Here is a 17,813-nt window from a genome sequence, read left to right on the forward strand (position 1 = left end):
GTCAGTGTAATTGGCCGGCGGCGTCCATGCGCCGGTACAGCAGGGTCAATGGAAGCGCGCTGACCATGTCGTCGTAGCTGCCGCCCGGAACGGCCGGATCGTCGCTGGCCGCGCGCGCGACGAAGCCGCTCAGCGCGCTGTCGTTCAGTTGTTCGTCCCGGTTGCCGGTGTTGTTGTTGGCCTGCGCCACGCCGAGCACGGAGACGCCAAGGTTGTTCTTGCCGTTGGATAGGAGCACGGCCGGGGAGCACTGCTCCTGAAGCGTGCACCGCGCGCCGCCGGCCAGAAAGAACAGCCGGCCGCCGGCGTCGCGATGCAGCACCGTCTTGGTCGCCAGTGCGCGGTCGCGCTCGATCGGCTGTCGCGTGAAGGCCGGCGTCACGCTGTAGCGCAGCAGCTTGGCCCAGGCGTCGACGCCGTCGACGCCGAGCGCGACCCAGGGCAGGAAGCCGGTGCAGCCGGCCTCGTCCAGGCAGGGCTGGGCGCGCTCGCGACCGTCCAGCGGCGACGCCGCCGGCCGCGGTAGACGGCCATGTTGGATGGCGAAGCCGACCAGCGCCTCGCGCGCCTGGGCCAGCCTGTTCTGGGTCCGCAGCTCACGGCGCGCCTCCGGCCGGCCGCCGCCCAGGGCGCTGAGCAACAGCGTGGCGGCGCCCAGGCTCAGCACGGCGAGCAACAGCAACAGCACCGCACCGCCCTGGGGGGATGGTCGCCTAGGGTTCATGGACTTCCTTGACTCGGCCGTCGCCGGTGTCGTAGCGTTGGCCGGCGCGCAGCAGCACCCGCTTGCCCGACGGCAGGCGCACGGTCAGCGCCGTCGCGCCGGCGCCGGCCCGCGCCAGGTCGTTGCGCTCGTCGTTCTGTGCCGCCTCGTTCAGCCAGACGGTGCTTTTGCCGTTGCTGCGCCGTACGAGGCCGTTGAGCACCAACTGTTGCGCCGGCGCGCTCGGCGCGGCGCCGCCGGCCGCGCCCGGCGCGGGCTCGGTGGCCGCCGCCGCCGGCGGCTCCGGGCTCGTCGCGCCGTCGCGCCGGGCGTCGAGTTGGGCCCGTTCGAGCGGGCTGGAGAACAGTCGTCCCAGCGGCTGCGCCATGGCCGGCGCCGCCACGGCGGCGGCCAGCAGCAGGGCGGGCAGGCCGGCTAGGACGGCCGGGCTCGAGAAGAACCGGGACGGGCTCATCGTTTGCCTTTCTTGGCGGCCGCCACGGGCGCCGGCGCGGCCGGCGTCAGGGTCAGCCAGTTGAGGGTGCAGTCGGCCGCCAGGGTCGGCGCGTTGGCGACGTTCTGCGCCGGCGGCAGGCGTTTCAGGCTGCAGTCCTGCGCCGCGTAGAAGCTGCGCGCGCGCAGGTCGGCGAGGAAGTTGAACAGGTCCATCTCGTGCAGCAGGTCCATGTGCAGGCGCATGCGGCTGGCGTGCAGGCGGTACTCGCCCAGGCCGACGGCGGCCTCCAGCCGCACCGGCTGCTGCGGATCGATCTCGTAGCTGAGCGGCGGCAGGCGGCGCCGCTCCTGCACCTGGCGCACCGCCTCGACCCAGTCGAGCCGGTTCTCCTCGCCGATCATGCCGCGCGCGCGCAGCGCGATGAAGCGCGGCTGGTAGGCGCGGATCTCCTGCTTCTCGTTCTCGACGTGGGCGAAGCGGGCGTAGGCGGCGTCGCGCGTTTGCTGCGCCTGGGCCAGGGCGTCGGCGGCGTCGTGGCGGTACCACAGCGTGGTCAGCACCAGGGCCGCGCCGAGGCCGGCGGCGGCGGCCAGGCCCAGCGCGGCCAGGCGGAGCTGGCCGAACTCGCGCAGCCAGTAGGGCAGCGCGATGACGGCGGCGGCCGCCTTCTTCTTGCCGGGGACGGATTGCGCGTTCATGGCGTGAGCACCAGGTTGAGGATGAATTTGGCCTTGCCGTCGGCCGCCGCGGTGCCGGCCTTGCCGCTCAGCTTGACGTTGGGGCGGGTGTCGAGCGGCGGCTGCTCGATCTGGACGAGCAGGCGCGGCTGGCGCGCCAGCTCCTGGGTGAAGCGGTTCATCGCCTCGAGCACGCTGCGGTAGTTGTCCTGGCTGACGGCGATCTCGGCCTCGACGCGCAGCGTCTGCGGCGGCCGCGCCGGGATGCCGATCAGCGCCGACGACAGCGGCGCCGCCTGGCCGCCGTCGGCCGGGCCGCCGGCCAGCGCCGCCTGCGCCGCCTGCGCCGCCGGCTGCGCCGCCGTCCCGGCCGGCGCCGACTGGCTGGCGGCGCCGGCCGGCTTGACGGCCCAGTCGAGCTGCAGCAGGCTGACCTGCGGCACCTTGTCCAGCGCGGCGCTGAGCATGGCCATCATCGCCTGCGGTTGCGGCGCCTGTTCGGCCACCATCCGTTCGACGGTGACGGCGGCCTTCATGTTGGCGGTCTTGGCGACGCTCGGCGGCAGGTCCGCCATGACGCCCTGGTAGCGCCGGTCGAACTGCTCGGCCTCGCGCGCCAGCCGTTCGCCGGCGCCGCTGTCGCCGACATAGTTCCACAGGTTGGCGCCCGACCACAGCAGCGCGCCGGCGCAGACGGCGGCGGCGGCGCCGGACAGCGCCAGGCGGGCGCGGCGCAGCAGGAAGTAGCGGCGCGCCTCGCCCAGCGCGTAGTGGCCGGCCGGCCGCGCGGCGGCCAGCAGGTGCAGCAGCAGCGGCTCGGCCAGCGCCGGCGTGTCGGCCAGGCCGAGCCGGGCAGCCGCCTCGGCCAGGGCGACGAAGCGGTAGCTGGTCTCGGCGCCGTCGCGGCACAGCGCCTCGAGCGCGGCGATCTGCGGCGCCGGCGCCAGCACCACGGTGTGCAGCATCTCGCCGCGCCCGAGCAGGCGCACGCTGGTGAGGAACTGCTGGGTCTTGCCGGTCTCGGCGGCCAGGTTGACGGGCGCGCCGTCGCGGTCCAGCGCCGGGGTCAGGCGCGAGAACTTCAGCTGGCCGCGCTGGAAATAGCTCTGCCGCAGGCCGGCCGACTGCTGGCTCACCAGCAGCAGGTGCTCCTCGTCCAGGGCCAGCTTGGGCAGCAGGGCGGCGCTCAGCAGGGTGGCCGAATACAGCCCGGCCAGCGGCGCCTTGAGTTGTTCCAGCGCGGCGATCCACGGCTGCACCACGGCCGGGTTGGTCAGCGCGCACAGCAGCACGATGTCGTCGCGCCGGCCGGCCGCGTCGCGGCCCTGCACGCCGAGGTGGCGGTAGGGCGTGTCGCGGTATTGCTGCAGCAGGCGGCGGGCGCGCAGCCGGCGGCCGGCGCCGCCGCGCACGTGCGGCAGCAACTGGCGCTGGAAGTCCTCCTCGATCAGGTCGGCCAGCAGGTGGATGGGGGCGTCGCCCTGCGCCTCGACGTAGTCCATGAAGGCGTCGATGCCGGCCGGGTCGGGCGTGAAGCTGGCCGGCGCCGACAGGCGCCCGGCGCGCCACTGGTAGGCGCACAGCTGTTCGCTGCTCAGATAGTATAGTTGTTTGCGGAACACGGCGGCCTCAGGTCTTGATCTTGCTGATGGTGTCGTAGATCGGCCCCAGCACCGACAGCATGATCCAGCCCAGCAGCAGGCCGAGGATCACCGTCATGGCCGGCTCGATCATCGCCTGCACCTTCTCGATCATCTCCTTGACCTCGCGGTTGTAGAAGTAGCTGACGTTGCGCAGCGCGCCGTCGAGCGAGCCGGTGGCCTCGCCCACCTTGAGCATGCGGATCACCAGCGGCGGGAAGATGCCGGTGTGCTGGAAGGCCGCCGTCACGCCCTGGCCCTCGGCGATCAGCTGGGCGGCGCGGCGCAGGCCGGCGGCCACCACGCGGTTGCCGACGATGCCCTCGGACAGGCGGATGCACTCCAAAATGGTGATGCCGGAGGCGTACATCAGGGCGAAGAAGGTGGCGAAGCGGGCCAGGATGATCTTGTGCAGCACCGGGCCGACCAGCCAGGCGCGCAGCTTGAAGGCGTCGAAGGCGTAGCGCGCCCGTTCGCTGCGGGCCAGCCAGGCGCGCAGGCCGAACCAGGCGGCGAAGGGCAGCGCCAGCAGCGCGTACCAGTAGACGATGAAGACGTTGGAGACGGCGATCAAGACCTTGGTGTGCAGCGGCAGCTCGTTGCCCATGTTCTGGATGAAGGCGGTCAGCTGCGGCACCAGGTAGATCATCAGGAAAAAGGTCACGCCGAGCACCACCACGGCGACGACGGCCGGGTACATGACGATCTTCTTGGTCTGCGCGGCCAGCTCGTCCTGCCACTTCAGGCTTTCCGACAGGTTCTTGAAGACCTCGGCCAGCTTGCCGCTGTGCTCGCCGGCGGTGATCAGGCTGGTGAAGGTCAGGTCGAACACCTCGGGGTAGGCGGCCAGCGCGGCCGACAGCTGCAGGCCGCCCTCGATGTTCTCGATCAGGTCGGTGATGATCTCGCGGAAGCGCGGGTGGTCCAGGCTGTCGCGCAGGTCGCCCAGGCCCTCGAGGAGGGGCACGCCGGCGCCGCTCATCTGCTCCATGTGGAAGCAGAAGTTGATCAGGTCGCGCCGGCCGATCTCGCGCCGGCCCAGCAGCACCACGCCCTGGCGGGTGGCGCGGCAGTCGATCAGGTCCAGGCCCATGCGGTGCAGGCGCAGCTCCAGGTCGGGCTCGTTGGCGGCGTCCATGGTGCCCGGCTGCATTTGGCCGGCGCCGTCCATGGCGCGGTAGATGTACTGCGCCATCAGCCGAGCCGCTCCGTCAGGTCGACCACGCGGGCCACCTCGTCGAGCGTGGTGACGCCCTCGAGCACGCGGCGCACGCCGTCGTCGACCAGCGCGTGGAAGCCGGCGGCGGCGGCGGCGTTCTTCAGCTCGCGCGAGGAGGCGCGCCGCGCCACCATCTCGTCGAGCTCGGCCGTCATCTTGAGCAGCTCGATGATGGCGATGCGCCCCTTGTAGCCCTGGTGGGCGCAGCGCTCGCAGCCGACGGCGCGGTAGATGGTGCGCGCCGCCGCGTCGCCCGCGCCGCCGGCCTGCTCGGCGGGCAGGCCGAGCAGGCGGCGCTCGAGCGCGTCGGCCTCGGCCGGGGCGCGGCAGTGCGGACACAGCTTGCGCACCAGGCGCTGGGCGACGATGCCGATGATGTTGCCGGCCATGACGTCGGGCACGATGCCGATGTCGAGCAGGCGCGACACCGAGCCGATCGCCGAGTTGGTGTGCAAGGTCGAATACACCTGGTGGCCGGTCATGGCGGCGGCGAAGGCCATCTCGGCGGTCTCCTTGTCGCGGATCTCGCCGACCAGGATGATGTCCGGGTCCTGCCGCATCATCGAGCGGATGCCCTCGGCGAAGCCCATCTTGGCCGACTCGTTGACCGAGGTTTGCCGGATCATGTTCATCGGGTACTCGACCGGGGCCCTCCAAGGTCATGATGTTGACGCTCTCGGTGTTGATGTGGTTGAGGATCGAGTACAGCGTGGTGGTCTTGCCGCTGCCGGTCGGGCCGGTCACCAGGATCACGCCGTCGGGGCGGGCGATCATCAGCTTGAGCAGGTCGAGCTCCTTCTCGCCCAGGCCCAGGCCGTCGAGCGGGACGATGCCCTTTTGCCGGTCGAGCACGCGCAGCACGAAGTTCTCGCCGTGGGTGGTCGGCTGGGCCGAGGCGCGGAAGTCGATCTGCCGGCCGGAGAACTTGATCGAGATGCGGCCGTCCTGCGGCGCGCGGGTCTCGGCGATGTTCATGTTGGAGATGACTTTTAGTCTGACGGCCATGGCCGGCCAGTAGGACTTGTGCAGGCTGCGGATCTGCCGCAGGATGCCGTCGATGCGGTAGCGGATGCGCAGGAAGCTCTGCTCGGGCTCGAAGTGGATGTCGGAGGCGCCGTTCTGCACGGCGTCGGCCAGCAGGGCGTCGATCAGGCGCACCATCGGCTGGCTGTACTCGTCGGACACGCTGCCCAGGCTCTGGTAGTTGACCTCGCCCGTCTCGATCTCGTGCAGGATGCCGTCGATCGACAGCTCGAAGCCGTAGTACTGGTCGATGGCGCGGGCGATGTCGGACTCGGCCGCCAGCAGCGGCGTGACGCTGATGCCCTTGACCAGCATGGCGCTGATCTGGTCGAGCGCGACGATGTTGCTGGTGTCGGCCATGGCCAGGATCAGGTTGTCGCTGTGGCGCTCGTAGACGATGGGGAAGACGCGGTAGCGCTTGGCCACCTCCTTGGGGATCAGCTTGAGGGCGATGGCGTCGACCACCAGGTTGCCCAGGTCGGCGGTCTGCTGCTTGAGGTTCTCCGACAGCGCCTCGCGCACCGTCGCCTCGGTGACGAAGCCGAGCGTGATGAGCAGCTTGCCGAGCGGCTCGTTGCTGCGCTTTTGCTCGATCAGGGCGATGCGCAGCTGGTCCTCGCTGATCACGCCTTTCTGGATCAGCAGTTTGCCGAGCGGGAGTTTTGCTTGTTCTGCCATGAAATGGTGTTCTGTCCTATGCCGATGGGGGGGCGCTCAGCGCGCCGCGCCGCCGCCCTTGGCCGGGTTGGCCGCCTGGCCCGGTGCGGCGGCCAGCTCGCGCAGGCGCAGGTGGACGGCGGCCGGGTCGAAGGAGCCCGGCTGGTTCTGCGCCAGCGCCAGCGCCTTCTGGTAGTGGCTCAGCGCCAGCTTGGGCTGGTTCAGCCGGTCCAGCGCGACGGCCAGGTTGAAGGCGTAGTCGGCGTTGGCCGGCACGGCGCCGTGGGCGCGGAAGAACAGCGGCTGCGCCTCCGGCCAGCGGCCCTGGCGGGCGTACAGGTTGCCCAGCGCGAACAGCGCCGGGCCGGACTCGGGCGCGCCCTGCAGCAGCTTTTTCAGGCGCAGCTCGCTTTGCGCCGGATCGCCCTGGCTCATGCCGATCAAGCCGGCCATGGCGTCGGCGTCGTTGGGGTCGAGCTCGAGCAGGCGGGCGTAGCCGGCGGCGGCCTGCTGGTCCTGCTGCTGGCGCAGCGCCAGCGCGGCCAGGCCGAGCAGGGCGTCGCGGTTGTTCGGGTCCTGCTGCAGCACCTGCTCGTACTGGGCGCGGGCGCCGCGCAGGTCGCCGCCGTTGTAGGCCTGGTAGCCGCCCTGCAGGGCCGGATTGAGCTGCGGCGCGACGTTGTTGCGCACCACGCGGATCTCGCCGCTGTCGGCCGCCGCCAGCGGCGCCAGCGTCTCCGGGCCGGGCTGCTGCGCCTGGCTCTGCGCCATCTGTTGCATGCGCGCCTGCAGCTCGGCCAGCTGCTGGGCCATCTGCTCCTCGCGCCGCTGCGCCTCGGCCGCCGCCGGCGCCGGCTCGGCGGGCGCGCTGTCGGCCAAGACCTGCGCCTCGGCCAAGCCGCCCGGCTGCGCCACCACGATGGTGGCGCCGGTGGCGCCGGTGGCGTTGAGCGGCGGCATCGGCACCATCGGCAGCTTGCTGCCGGCGCCGGGCGCGTACACCGCCTGCCAGTACATATAGGCGAACACCAGCGCGATCAGCACGGCGATGGCGCCGAGCACCATCACGCGCAGCCGCGCCGGGTCGATGCCGATCGGCGCCGGCGCCGCCGTGGTGGCGGCCCGGGCGCGCGCCGCGCCGCGCGGCGGCGCCTTGGCGTCGCCTTGGCGCGGCGCTTCGCCGGCCGTGGCGGCAGCGGCGGCCGCGCCCGTCGGGGACGGCGCCGCCGCTTCGCGGGCGGCGTCGGCGCCGCCCTGGTGCCTGGCTTGGGGCGGCACCGGGTTGTGGATCGCCTCGGCGGCGACGTTGAGCACGGGAATCGGCGGCAGGCCGTCGGCGGCGAACGCCAGCGCGCCGGCCGGCGTGCCGGCGTCGGCGCGGGCCGCCGCCGGCGCGGCGGCGGGGCCGGTCTCGGCCAGCGGCGCCAGGCTCAGGCCGGCCGTCGGGTCCGCTGCCGGGGCGGCGCTCGGCGCCGCGGCCAGCGGCTCCAGCGAGAGCACCTCGTCGAAGGCCTCGGATGGCTTGTCCAGTTCGCTTTCCTGGATGCTGTTCTGTTTGGCGCGCTCGGCCTTTTTGAGCGCCTGCATCAATAGGCTCATGGTGCGTCCCCTCCGGCCGGCGGTAGTGGCGCCGGGGCCGGGGCGGCGGCCGGCTGGGCCTCGCCGTAGGGCCGGCTGTTGAGCGGCTTTTGGTCCGGCAGCAGGTAGCGGAAGTCCTTGTAGTCGCCGTTCAGGCTGGCGTCCTTGACCACCACCGGGCGCATGAAGATCACCAGCTCGGTCTTGGTGTTGTTCTCGTTGCGGTAGGCGAACAGGTTGCCGACCACCGGCAGCCCGCTCAGGCCCGGCACGCCGTCCTTGCTGTTGTCGATCGAGTCCTGCATCAGGCCGCCCATCACCGCCACCTGGCCGCTGGCCACCTTCATGATCGATTCGAGTTCGCGCGCCTGGATCACCGGCACCTTGCTGACCACCTTGGCGTCGGCCAGCGCCGGGTTGGGGTCCTGCACGTAGCCGACGATGCGGGTGATGGTGGGGCGCACGTTGAGGGTCACCTCGTCGTTCTCGGCGATCTGCGGCGTCACGCTCATGACGAAGCCGACCGGCACCGTCTCCAGCCGCGACTCGTAGGTGGCCGGCGTGGTGATGGTGTTGCCGTCGCCCGAACGCACCGCCGGCGTCACCTTGATGGTGAAGAAGATGTTGTTGTCGACCACCTTGAGCAGCGCGGTCTGGTTGTTCAGCACGCTGATCTTCGGGCTCGACAGCACCTTCACCTTGCCGAACGATTCGAGCAGCTGGATGGTCGCGGCGATGTTGCCCAGGCGCGAGGTCGGGTTGGCGTAGTTGAGCACGAACAGGCCGGGCGAGGTATCGGGCTGCACGCCGGACGGCAGGGCGTTGCTGCCGACCTGGCGCTGGGTCATCGTCAGGCCGCCGTTGCCCAGGCCGCCGTTGCCCAAGCGTTGCCAGTTGATGCCCTGCTGGTACTGGTCGCCCAGGCGCACCTCGATGATGGTCGCCTCGATCAGCACCTGGCGCTTGGCGGCGCCCAGCACGATGTCGAGGAACTCCTGGATCTTCTCGTGCTGGCGGCCGGTGGCGCGCACGGCGATCAGGCCGCCCTCGATGTTGACCACCACCGAGTTGGCCGGCTTGACCGCCTGTTTGCCCTGCTGGCCTTGCAGGTTCTGCGGGGAGGCCTGGTTCTGCTGGTTCGGCTCGTACTGGCCCTGCGCCTGCGGGTACTGGTTGTAGCCGCCCGGCTGCTGGCCCGGGAACTGCTGCTGTCCCGGCTGCTGTCCCTGCGACTGTTGCTGGCCCGGCTGCTGGCCCGGTGCTTGGCCCTGCTGCGCCGGTGCGGCCGGTTGGTCGCGGAACTGCGCCAGCGGATCGACCTGGTTGTCGTTCAGGTTGGTCGGGCGCAGCATGTCGCGGATGTTCTTCTCCAGCGTGTACCAGAAGTTGTTGTCCGAGCGGTTGTTGACCGAGGTCGTCGAATTGTTGTTGCCCGAGCCGGTGTTGGCGCTGTTGGCGCTGCCCGGGTTGTTGCCGCTGCCGGTCGAGCTGTTGTTGTTGGAGCCGCCGCCGGTGGTCGAGATCTGCGTGGCGATGTTGACGCTGCTGCTGGTGCTGCGCGCGATGTTGACGTAGTCGACCTTGTAGTTGCGCCAGACGGGGGCGTCGGGCAGCACCAGCAGGTTGTTGCCGTCGATCTCGTAGCGCATGTCGACCTGTTGCGCGATGCGCTTGAGCAGCTGCGGCATGGTCTGGTCGAGCGCGTTGAGGGTCACCATGCCCTCGATGCCCGGGTGGATGTCGACGTTCAGGCCGGCGTCGCGCGCCAGCGCGAACAGCAGCGACTGCACCGGCACCTTGTGCACGGTGACGCTGTAGGTCTCCACCTTGGCCGCCGCCTTGGGCGCCGGCAGGGCGCTGCTGCGCTGCACCGTGTCGGGGATCGAGCCGGCCGGGCGCGGCGCCTCGTTGATATGGGCGGGCGAGCTGGCCATCGGCGGCGCGGCACAGGCCGTCAGCAGCGCGCAGCAGGCCACGGGGAGCCAGGGAGTCGCGAGTTTGTTCATTGGTGTTTCCGCCCCCGGGGGTGTGCAAGGTGTTGTGTTACTGGAGTCGCTAGCGTCATGATCTTACAATTTGGATGCTACAGCAATTGTTTGGGTTTCAAATGGGCAAATAAGCGTCCTCGACGGTCCTTTCTCTCCCCCTGCGCCACAGACCGCCGCCACGTCGGCGCGGATGGCGCCGATGGCCAGGATGTGCGGCCGGTAGGCCCAGCGCTCGGCCAGCAGCGTTTGCACCGCCTCGGCCTGGGCCCGGCTGGGATAGCTGCCGTAGGCCATGGCGATGTGCAACACGCCGTCGACGCGGCGCGGATAGGCGTGGATCTGGGCCAGGCCGATGGCTTCGCGCATTTGCAGCAGGAAGCGCTCCAGATGGGCGCGCTCGCTCAGCGGGATGCTGTCGATCTGCAGGCTGAGTCGTTCGGCCGGCTCGCCGCGTAGCCAGGTTTGGCTGTCGCGAAGCGTTTGCCGCAGCAGCTCGGCCGGCGGCGGCGGCGCGGCGGCCGGGGCATGCTCCGGGGCGCCGGGCGGAGCGCCGGCAGGGGAGGTGGCCGGGGTGCCCGTCCACCGCTGCGGCGGCGCGGGCGGGCGCAGCGCCAGCCAGGCGATGGCGCACAGCAGCAGCACGATGACCAAGGACAGGGCCAAGGTCAGCGGCGACGCGATACTGTTTTTAACGACGAACTTACTTTCCTGTATCGCTTTCTTGGCGTGCGCCGCCTCGACGGTGGCGCTGTCGTCGGCGAAGGCGGCCAGCAGCGCCTTGTCGGCCAATATGTTGATGCGCCGCACGATGCCCTGCGAGGCGCGCGCGATCAGCCGCGCCGCCGCCGGGCTGAACGCCGGCCCGCCCTGGTAGCCGGCGGCGCGCAGGCGGAAGTCGAGGAAGTCGGCCACCAGCCCGGGCGCCATGGCCGGCACCTCGAAGCTGTGGGTGATGCGCTCCTTCAACTGGCGCATGTGCGGCAGGTTCAGGCTGGCGTCGAGCTCGGGCTGGCCGAACAGCACGATCTGCAGCAGCTTGTGGTGGGCCGTCTCCAGGTTGGTCAGCAGGCGGATCTCCTCCAGCGTATCGAGCGGCATGGCCTGGGCCTCCTCGACCAGCAGCACCACCTGGCGGCCGGCGCCGTGCTTGGCGATCAGGTCGGCGTGCAGCTCGCGCAGCACCTCGTCGCCGCGCTTGCCGTCCGGCTTGAGGCCGAGCTCGCTGGCGATGGCGAACAGCGCCTCCAGCGGCGACAGGCTGGGGTTGACCAGGTAGATCACCTCTATGTGCGGCGGCAACTGGCTTTCGAGCATGCGGCACAGCATGGTCTTGCCGCTGCCGACCTCGCCGGTGACCTTGGTGATGCCCTCGCCGTGGCCGACCACGTACAGCAGGGCCTGCAGGATCTCGCCGCGCGTGTTGCCGGAATAGAAGAAGCTGGGGTTCGGCGTGATGCCGAACGGCGACTGCGTCAGGCCGAAGTGGGTTTGGTACATGGCGGCCGGGCCTAGGCGATGCAGCGCATGAAGGCCTGCTCCAGGCTGGCCGCGCCGTACTGCTCGCGGCACTGCGCCGGCGTGCCGGCGAAGGCGATGCGGCCGTCGTGCAGGATGGCCATGCGGTCGCAGATCTCGTCGACGTCGGCCAGCGCGTGCGAGGTGAAGAACAGGCCGTGGCCGGCGGCGCGCCGGCGCGCCAGCTCCTCCTTGAGCAGGGCGCGGGCCTTCGGGTCGAGCCCGCTCATCGGCTCGTCGAGCACCAGCATCGGCTTGCGCGCCAGCAGGCAGGCGGCCAGGCCGAGTTTTTGCGTCATGCCCTTCGAGTAGCCGCGCACGGTGCGCGTCAGGGCGGCCGGCGCCAGGTCGAGCGCGCGCAGCACGCGCGCCGCCGCCTCGGCGTCGTAGTCTATCTGTTGCAGGGTCAGCACGTAGCGCAGGAAGTCGGCGCCGCTCAGGTAGTAGGGCGGCGTGAAGCGCTCCGGCAAAAAGCTCAGCGGCGCGCGGGCGGCGGCGAGGCGGTGCGGCTGGCCGAAGATGGCGATGTCGCCGCCGTCGAGCGGACAAAAATCGAACAGGCATTTGAGCAGGCTGGTCTTGCCGGCGCCGTTGACGCCGACCAGGCCGAAGAACTCGCCCGGCATGACCTCCAGGTCGACACCGTCGAGCACGCCGTGATCGGCATAACGTTTGACTATGTGCTGGAAGCGCAAGGCGGGAACGGTCATGGAGCGGTCGAGTGGAGGGCGACCCATACTGTAGCGCAATATCGGGGCGTTTGCCTAGGGAAACAGATCAAATTCCGGCGTGAAAAGCGGGGCCGTGGCGCATTCGGGCGCCGAAGGCGAAATACCCGCCGCCGTTGGTCGACAAGCACGCTGTTCTGGCTTAGCATGGCCGCATTCGAGCCAGCGGACCGGGCCGCAGACAGGCGGCGCGGCGCGCGGACGGCTATTCAATGCGAACGGAGCGGGTATGGCAAGGCCGGAAAAAGTCCGACTGGGGGAGATCCTGGTGCAGCAGAAGCTGCTGTCGGAGGAGCAATTGGGGCTGGCGCTGGCCGAGCAGAAGCGCAGCGGGCGCAAGCTGGGCCGCGTCTTCATCGAGAACGGCTACGTCAGCGAGGACCAGATCTCCGGCGCCCTGGCGCGCCAGCTCGACATCCCCTACCTGAACCTGAAGTTCTACAACATCAACGCCGAGATCGTCCGCCTGCTGCCCGAGACGCAGGCGCGGCGCTTCCGCGCGCTGGTGCTGGAGGACCGCCACGGCCGCCTGCTGGTCGGCATGTCCGACCCGACCGACCTGTTCGCCTACGACGAGATCGCCCGCATCCTCAAGCAGGCCATCGAGCTGGCGGTGGTCAACGAGACCGAGGTGCTGGCCGCCATCGACCGCATCTACCGCCGCACCGAGGACATCACCGACCTGGCGCGCGAGCTTGAGCAGGACATCGGCGACGTCTCGGTCGACTTCGGCGCGCTGGCCGTCAACCCGGGGCTGGAGGAGGCCCCCATCGTCAAGCTGCTGCAGTCGGTGTTCGACGACGCCACCCAGGTGCGCGCCTCGGACATCCACATCGAGCCGCAGGAGGGCCGCCTGCAGATCCGCTTCCGCATCGACGGCGTGCTGCACCTGCAGACCGAGACCGACATCAAGATCGCGCCGGCGCTGGCGCTGCGCCTCAAACTGATGTCCGACCTGGACATCTCGGAGAAGCGCCTGCCGCAGGACGGCCGCTTCGCCGTGCGGGTGAAGAACCAGCGCATCGACGTGCGTATCTCGACCATGCCGACCCAGTACGGCGAGTCGGTGGTGATGCGTCTGCTCAACCAGGGCGGCACCGCGCTGCGCCTCGACGCCATCGGCATGCCGGCCGCCATGGTGGCCAGGTTCCGCGCCATCGTGCAGCGCCCCAACGGCCTGGTGCTGGTCACCGGCCCCACCGGCAGCGGCAAGACCACCACCCTGTACTGCGCCCTGGCCGAGCTGAACTCGGTGGAGAAGAAGCTGATCACGGTGGAGGACCCGGTCGAGTACCGCCTGGCCGGCATCAACCAGGTGCAGGTCAACGACAAGATCGAACTGAGCTTCGCCCGCGTGCTGCGCTCGGCGCTGCGGCAGGACCCCGGACATCGTGCTGGTCGGCGAGATGCGCGACCAGGAGACCGCCCAGATCGGCCTGCGCGCCGCCATGACCGGCCACTTGGTGCTGTCGACGCTGCACACCAACGACGCCCAGAGCACGCCGCTGCGCCTGATGGACATGGGCGTGCCGCGCTACATGGTGGGCAGCTCGCTGCAGGCGGTGCTGGCGCAGCGCCTGGTGCGGGTGATCTGCGAGAGCTGCTCGATGCCCTACCAGCCGACCCCGACCGAGGTCGAGTGGCTGCGCGCCGAGCTGGCCGACAAGGCCGAGGTCGGCCACTACTTCCACGGCAAGGGCTGTTCGCACTGCAACGGCATGGGCTACCGCGGCCGCACCGGCGTCTACGAGCTGTTGGAGATGAGCAGCGCCGTGGTCGACGCCGCCAACCACCCCGACCCGGCGCACTTCCTCAAGGCCGCCGCCGCCCAGATGGCCGGCAACACGCTGCGCCGCCACGCCGTCCAGCTGGTGGTCGAGGGCCGCACCACGGTGGCCGAGGCGATGCGCATCAGCAACCAGTTCGAGGATTGACGTGCCATTTTTCGCCTACAAGGGCCGCAACGCGCGCGGCGAGCTGATGCAGGGTGTGCTGGAGGGCGCCGACAGCGGCGCCGTCGCCGAGCAGCTGTTCAACACCGGCGTGACACCGATCGACATCAGCGTCACCAGCAAGGTGCTGCGCAGCGCCGGCGACGAGCCCTGGTGGCGCCGGCTGGGCGAGAAGAAGGTCAACTCGATGGACGTGCAGCTGTTCAGCCGCCAGCTCTACACCCTGCTCAAGTCCGGCGTGCCGATCATGCGCGGCCTGGCCGGGCTGCAGGAGTCGGCCGTCAGCAAGGCCTTCGGCCGCGTCATCAAGGATTTGCGCGAGTCGCTCGACTCCGGCCGCGAGTTGTCGGCGGCGATGCGCCGCCACCCCGAGGTGTTCAGCCAGTTCTACCTGTCGATGGTGCGGGTCGGCGAGATGACCGGCCGGCTCGAGGAGGTCTTCCTGCGCCTGTTCGACCACCTCGAGTTCGACCGCGACATGCGCGAGCGCGTCAAGACGGCGACGCGCTACCCCAGCTTCGTCATCTTCGCCATGGTGGCGGCGATGGTGGTCGTCAACATGTTCGTCATCCCGTCCTTCGTCAAGGTGTTCGAAGGCTTCCACGCCGAGCTGCCGCTGATGACGCGCATCCTGATCGGCACCTCGGCCTTCACCGTGCGCTACTGGCCGGCTTTGTTGGTGGCGCTGCTGGCCGGCGTGTTCGGCACGCGCGCCTGGCTGGCCACCACCGCCGGCCGCTACCGCTGGGACAAGTGGAAGCTGCACGTCCCGGTGGCCGGCAAGATCATCCTGAAGGGCACCATGGCGCGCTTCGCCCGCAGCTTCGCCTTGTCGAGCCGTAGCGGCGTGCCCATCGTGCAGGCGCTGACGGTGGTGTCGCAGACGGTCGACAACGCCTATTTGACGGCGCGCGTCGAGCAGATGCGCGACGGCGTCGAGCGCGGCGAGAGCATCCTGCGCACGGCGGCGGCGGCCGGCGTGTTCACCCCGGTGGTGTTGCAGATGATCGCCGTCGGCGAGGAGAGCGGCTCGCTCGACGAACTGATGGACGAGATCGCCCAGATGTACGAGCGCGAGGTCGACTACGAGCTCAAGACGCTGTCGGCGCAGATCGAGCCGATTTTGATCGTCTTCCTCGGCGCCATGGTGCTGGTGCTGGCGCTGGGCATCTTTTTGCCGATCTGGGACCTGGGCAAGGCGGCCCTCCACCCCAAATGAGCAACTTTACATTTAATGCAACTAATGTCGCCCTACGACAACAGCGACGGCAGGGCGGCGCCAGCCTGATGGAGTTCGCCGTCGCGGCAACGGTGGCCGCGATCCTGATCGGCATGTTGCTCAGCCGGCTATCCGGCTACCAGGGCGAGGCCGAGCGCGTCGCGCTGCAATACACCGTGTCGGGCATGCGCAGCGCGCTGCAGGCCAGGCAGGCACAGGCGCGCTTGCCCGGGCACGCGCTGAACCTGGCGCAATTGGCCGAACAAAACCCGCTCGAGCTGCTCGAGCGCAAACCGAAGAACTACCTGGGCGAATTTTATTCGCCCGATGTGCGGGAATTGGCGCCGGGTAACTGGTATTTTGATAGAGACAAGAAAATTTTGGTTTATTTGTTAAATGAGAAGGGAATTTTCGGAGATTCTTCACTGAAACTGTTGCAGTTCAAGGTAAAATTATCGCGCTTGCCCACATCCCCCGCCAAGCCGTCGAGTGCCCCGGAAATACCCGGTGCGACTCTGGAACAATTGAACGGTTGAGGTCGCATTTCACCGCATGTTATCGTCGGCTCATACGCCTCAGTCCTCGCGACGATTTGGAGAATTTGATGAAAAAGCCAGCATTTACCGCAATTCGCAGTTCCGCCCAAGCGGGTTTTACCTTGATTGAATTGATTGTGGTGATCGTGATCCTGGGCATTTTGGCGGCCACCGCCTTGCCGAAGTTCGCCGGCCTGTCGGGCGACGCCCGCTTGGCGGCATTGAACGCAGCGCGCGGGGCCATGCAGTCGACCATCGCGATGGTTCATGGGCAAAGCCTGGCCGATCCTGCCGCCCTCCAGTTTACCAACGAGGGCGCGATTATTCCGGTCGCCTTGGGTTATCCGACCGCATCGGTCGGCTTCCTCTGGGGCGCAGGTATTGGCGACAACGGCGTCAGCAATAACGACTACACCATCACCGTCGGCGGCCCCGCCTTGACTCCGGCTACGCCGAACACACCGGCGATTCCGATCAACGGCTTGCTGGTCGTTCCGACCGGCGTCGCCGGCAGCCCCCGCGGCCTGACATGCAACTTGATCTACACCCAGACCGCAGCCGCCAATACCCCGCCCACCGTTGCGGTGACCGGGACTGCGGCCGGCTGTCAGTAAGCAACTAGCCTGGCCGCAGCAGGCCAGTCCGGCGCCGAGCTGCTTAGCCACCATGTCGATCCGATCCGTTCCTTCGGCCTGCCCGCTACCAGTTTCCCGCCGGCGGACCGGGCGGAGTGGTGGTTTCACGATGATCGAGTTGGTGGTGGTTCTGGTGATCACCGGCATCCTCGGTGCGGTTGCGGTGGGGCGCTATTTCGACAATAGCGTCTTCGAGGCCAAGGAGTATGCCGACCAGGTCCGCGCCATCATCCGCTACGGCCAGAAAGTGGCGGTGGCGCAAAACCGGCCGATCTATGTGATCGCCGACGGCAACCGCTTCGCGCTGTGCTCGGCGCCGGTGTGCACGGTGGCCAACGCGGTCGCCACGCCGGCCGGCAGCAACAGCGGCAGCACCAGCAGCCGCGCGCAGTGCCGGATCAACGGTGATTATGTCGCCACCTGGATGTGCGAGGCGCCGCCGGCCGGCACCCTGATCGCCGGCAACAGCGCCAACGAGGTGGGGCCGAACGGCTATTTCTACTTCGACGCGATGGGCCGGCCCTACGCCAGGGCCAACGCCGCCAATATCGCCGCCAACAATCCGGCCGGCGCGCCGTCGACCTTCGGCGTGGTGGCCGGGCAGGCCGCCTTGCAGCCCATGAACATCACCGTCACCAGCGGCGCCAACAATGTCGTCATCGTCGTGCAACCGGAAACCGGCAATGTCTTTTAGGCCGCCAGGCAGGCAAGGCGGGCTCAGCATCATCGAGCTGATCATCTTCATCGTGGTCATGGGCATTGCCGCCGCCGGCATCATGCAGGTGTTCAATCTGTCGACCAAGGCCAGCGCCGACCCGGTGCGGCGCAAACAGGCGCTGCTGCTGGCGGAGGCCATGTTGGAGGAAATCGAGTTGGCCCGTTTCACCTATTGCGATCCGACCGACGCCAACGCCGCGACGGCGACCAGCGCCGTCAACGGCGGCGGCACCGATCCGCTGCTGTGTGCCGGCATAGCCGAGGGCTTCGGGACTGCGGGGGGCGCCAACACCCGCCCGTTCGACAACGTCAGCGACTACGTGACCGCCGCCGGCGTCGTGTCACCGTACACCGTCGGCGTCTTGCCGCTCGTGGCCAGCGTGACGATGAACGTCGTCGCCCCCGGCGCGCCGCTGGGCACGGCGGCCTTGCAAGTGGCGTCGGACGCTACCGCCGCCAGACTGAACGTGGTGCGCATCACCGTGTCGGTTAACTATGGCGGCGCCAACGACAACGTGACGCTGGACGGCTACCGTACCCGTTACGCGCCGACCTCCTATCCATGAGGC

The 17,813-nt window shown here is 69.3% G+C and carries 15 protein-coding genes and 2 pseudogenes; 6 read left to right on the plus strand and 11 right to left on the minus strand.

Features of this window, described 5'->3' with window-relative positions; genetic code table 11:
• Position 1 precedes the first annotated feature (1 nt).
• The 11 genes and pseudogenes from QC826_RS11265 to QC826_RS11315 all read right to left on the minus strand — a co-directional run bounded on the left by QC826_RS11265 (position 2) and on the right by QC826_RS11315 (position 12,167).
• Complete coding sequence (locus QC826_RS11265) at positions 2–724, minus strand: hypothetical protein (protein WP_279765706.1); 723 nt, start codon at positions 722–724, stop codon at positions 2–4.
• On the minus strand, positions 714–1,178 hold the full coding sequence (locus tag QC826_RS11270) for a hypothetical protein (protein WP_279765707.1): 465 nt from the start codon (positions 1,176–1,178) through the stop codon (positions 714–716). The genes QC826_RS11265 and QC826_RS11270 overlap by 11 nt, the downstream gene beginning before the upstream one ends.
• The gene (locus tag QC826_RS11275; RefSeq protein ID WP_279765708.1) at positions 1,175–1,858 is read right to left on the minus strand and encodes a hypothetical protein; all 684 of its coding nucleotides are present in this window, start codon (positions 1,856–1,858) and stop codon (positions 1,175–1,177) included. The genes QC826_RS11270 and QC826_RS11275 overlap by 4 nt, the downstream gene beginning before the upstream one ends.
• A complete protein-coding gene (locus QC826_RS11280) occupies positions 1,855–3,459 on the minus strand; it encodes a hypothetical protein (protein ID WP_279765709.1) in 1,605 nt (534 codons plus the stop codon). The genes QC826_RS11275 and QC826_RS11280 overlap by 4 nt, the downstream gene beginning before the upstream one ends.
• 7 nt (positions 3,460–3,466) lie before the next feature.
• Positions 3,467–4,672: a type II secretion system F family protein gene (locus tag QC826_RS11285; protein ID WP_313872876.1), complete on the minus strand. Its 1,206-nt coding sequence runs from the start codon at positions 4,670–4,672 to the stop codon at positions 3,467–3,469.
• Positions 4,672–5,328: an ATPase, T2SS/T4P/T4SS family gene (locus QC826_RS11290; RefSeq protein WP_313872877.1), complete on the minus strand. Its 657-nt coding sequence runs from the start codon at positions 5,326–5,328 to the stop codon at positions 4,672–4,674. Before QC826_RS11290 ends, QC826_RS11285 begins: the two co-directional genes overlap by 1 nt.
• A 52-nt stretch (positions 5,329–5,380) precedes the next feature.
• Positions 5,381–6,397 (minus strand): annotated as a pseudogene (locus tag QC826_RS11295) (GspE/PulE family protein); the annotation flags it as partial.
• A gap of 36 nt (positions 6,398–6,433) precedes the next feature.
• A complete protein-coding gene (locus tag QC826_RS11300; RefSeq protein ID WP_279765710.1) occupies positions 6,434–7,975 on the minus strand; it encodes a tetratricopeptide repeat protein in 1,542 nt (513 codons plus the stop codon).
• Entirely contained in the window at positions 7,972–9,960 is a 1,989-nt protein-coding gene (locus tag QC826_RS11305; RefSeq protein WP_279765711.1) for a secretin N-terminal domain-containing protein, read from the minus strand. The genes QC826_RS11300 and QC826_RS11305 overlap by 4 nt, the downstream gene beginning before the upstream one ends.
• Positions 9,961–10,023: 63 nt before the next feature.
• Complete coding sequence (locus QC826_RS11310) at positions 10,024–11,439, minus strand: ExeA family protein (protein ID WP_279765712.1); 1,416 nt, start codon at positions 11,437–11,439, stop codon at positions 10,024–10,026.
• 11 nt (positions 11,440–11,450) lie between these two features.
• Entirely contained in the window at positions 11,451–12,167 is a 717-nt protein-coding gene (locus QC826_RS11315) for an ABC transporter ATP-binding protein (protein WP_279765713.1), read from the minus strand.
• A gap of 247 nt (positions 12,168–12,414) precedes the next feature.
• Between QC826_RS11315 and QC826_RS11320 the strand changes: the two are divergent.
• From QC826_RS11320 to QC826_RS11345, 6 genes and pseudogenes are all read left to right on the plus strand, one after another.
• Positions 12,415–14,119: pseudogene (locus QC826_RS11320) on the plus strand (GspE/PulE family protein).
• A 1-nt stretch (position 14,120) separates the two neighbouring features.
• Positions 14,121–15,356, plus strand: a complete 1,236-nt coding sequence (locus QC826_RS11325) for a type II secretion system F family protein (RefSeq protein WP_279765714.1) — start codon at positions 14,121–14,123, stop codon at positions 15,354–15,356.
• On the plus strand, positions 15,353–15,892 hold the full coding sequence (locus tag QC826_RS11330; RefSeq protein ID WP_279765715.1) for a type II secretion system protein: 540 nt from the start codon (positions 15,353–15,355) through the stop codon (positions 15,890–15,892). Before QC826_RS11325 ends, QC826_RS11330 begins: the two co-directional genes overlap by 4 nt.
• Before the next feature lie 68 nt (positions 15,893–15,960).
• Positions 15,961–16,506, plus strand: coding sequence for a type II secretion system protein (locus QC826_RS11335; RefSeq protein ID WP_279765716.1), 546 nt, complete (start codon positions 15,961–15,963; stop codon positions 16,504–16,506).
• A 52-nt stretch (positions 16,507–16,558) separates the two neighbouring features.
• Entirely contained in the window at positions 16,559–17,221 is a 663-nt protein-coding gene (locus QC826_RS11340; protein ID WP_279765717.1) for a Tfp pilus assembly protein FimT/FimU, read from the plus strand.
• Positions 17,211–17,810 carry a type II secretion system protein gene (locus QC826_RS11345; protein ID WP_279765718.1) on the plus strand — a complete coding sequence of 200 codons (600 nt, stop codon included), beginning with the start codon at positions 17,211–17,213 and terminating at the stop codon, positions 17,808–17,810. Before QC826_RS11340 ends, QC826_RS11345 begins: the two co-directional genes overlap by 11 nt.
• The last annotated feature ends 3 nt before the right edge of the window (positions 17,811–17,813 follow it).

Source organism: Rugamonas sp. DEMB1 (genome assembly GCF_029834475.1).
Taxonomy (GTDB): Bacteria; Pseudomonadota; Gammaproteobacteria; order Burkholderiales; family Burkholderiaceae_D; genus Rugamonas; species Rugamonas rubra.

What these genes read in the sequence shown, in the direction of transcription:
- QC826_RS11265 (WP_279765706.1), bottom strand. Translation starts at nt 724, where the DNA reads ATGAACCCTAGGCGACCATCCCCCCAGGGCGGTGCGGTGCTGTTGCTG.
- QC826_RS11270 (WP_279765707.1), bottom strand. Translation starts at nt 1,178, where the DNA reads ATGAGCCCGTCCCGGTTCTTCTCGAGCCCGGCCGTCCTAGCCGGCCTG.
- QC826_RS11275 (WP_279765708.1), bottom strand. Translation starts at nt 1,858, where the DNA reads ATGAACGCGCAATCCGTCCCCGGCAAGAAGAAGGCGGCCGCCGCCGTC.
- QC826_RS11285 (WP_313872876.1), bottom strand. Translation starts at nt 4,672, where the DNA reads ATGGCGCAGTACATCTACCGCGCCATGGACGGCGCCGGCCAAATGCAG.
- QC826_RS11290 (WP_313872877.1), bottom strand. Translation starts at nt 5,328, where the DNA reads ATGAACATGATCCGGCAAACCTCGGTCAACGAGTCGGCCAAGATGGGC.
- QC826_RS11300 (WP_279765710.1), bottom strand. Translation starts at nt 7,975, where the DNA reads ATGAGCCTATTGATGCAGGCGCTCAAAAAGGCCGAGCGCGCCAAACAG.
- QC826_RS11305 (WP_279765711.1), bottom strand. Translation starts at nt 9,960, where the DNA reads ATGAACAAACTCGCGACTCCCTGGCTCCCCGTGGCCTGCTGCGCGCTG.
- QC826_RS11310 (WP_279765712.1), bottom strand. Translation starts at nt 11,439, where the DNA reads ATGTACCAAACCCACTTCGGCCTGACGCAGTCGCCGTTCGGCATCACG.
- QC826_RS11315 (WP_279765713.1), bottom strand. Translation starts at nt 12,167, where the DNA reads ATGACCGTTCCCGCCTTGCGCTTCCAGCACATAGTCAAACGTTATGCC.
- QC826_RS11330 (WP_279765715.1), top strand. Translation starts at nt 15,353, where the DNA reads ATGAGCAACTTTACATTTAATGCAACTAATGTCGCCCTACGACAACAG.
- QC826_RS11335 (WP_279765716.1), top strand. Translation starts at nt 15,961, where the DNA reads ATGAAAAAGCCAGCATTTACCGCAATTCGCAGTTCCGCCCAAGCGGGT.
- QC826_RS11340 (WP_279765717.1), top strand. Translation starts at nt 16,559, where the DNA reads ATGTCGATCCGATCCGTTCCTTCGGCCTGCCCGCTACCAGTTTCCCGC.
- QC826_RS11345 (WP_279765718.1), top strand. Translation starts at nt 17,211, where the DNA reads ATGTCTTTTAGGCCGCCAGGCAGGCAAGGCGGGCTCAGCATCATCGAG.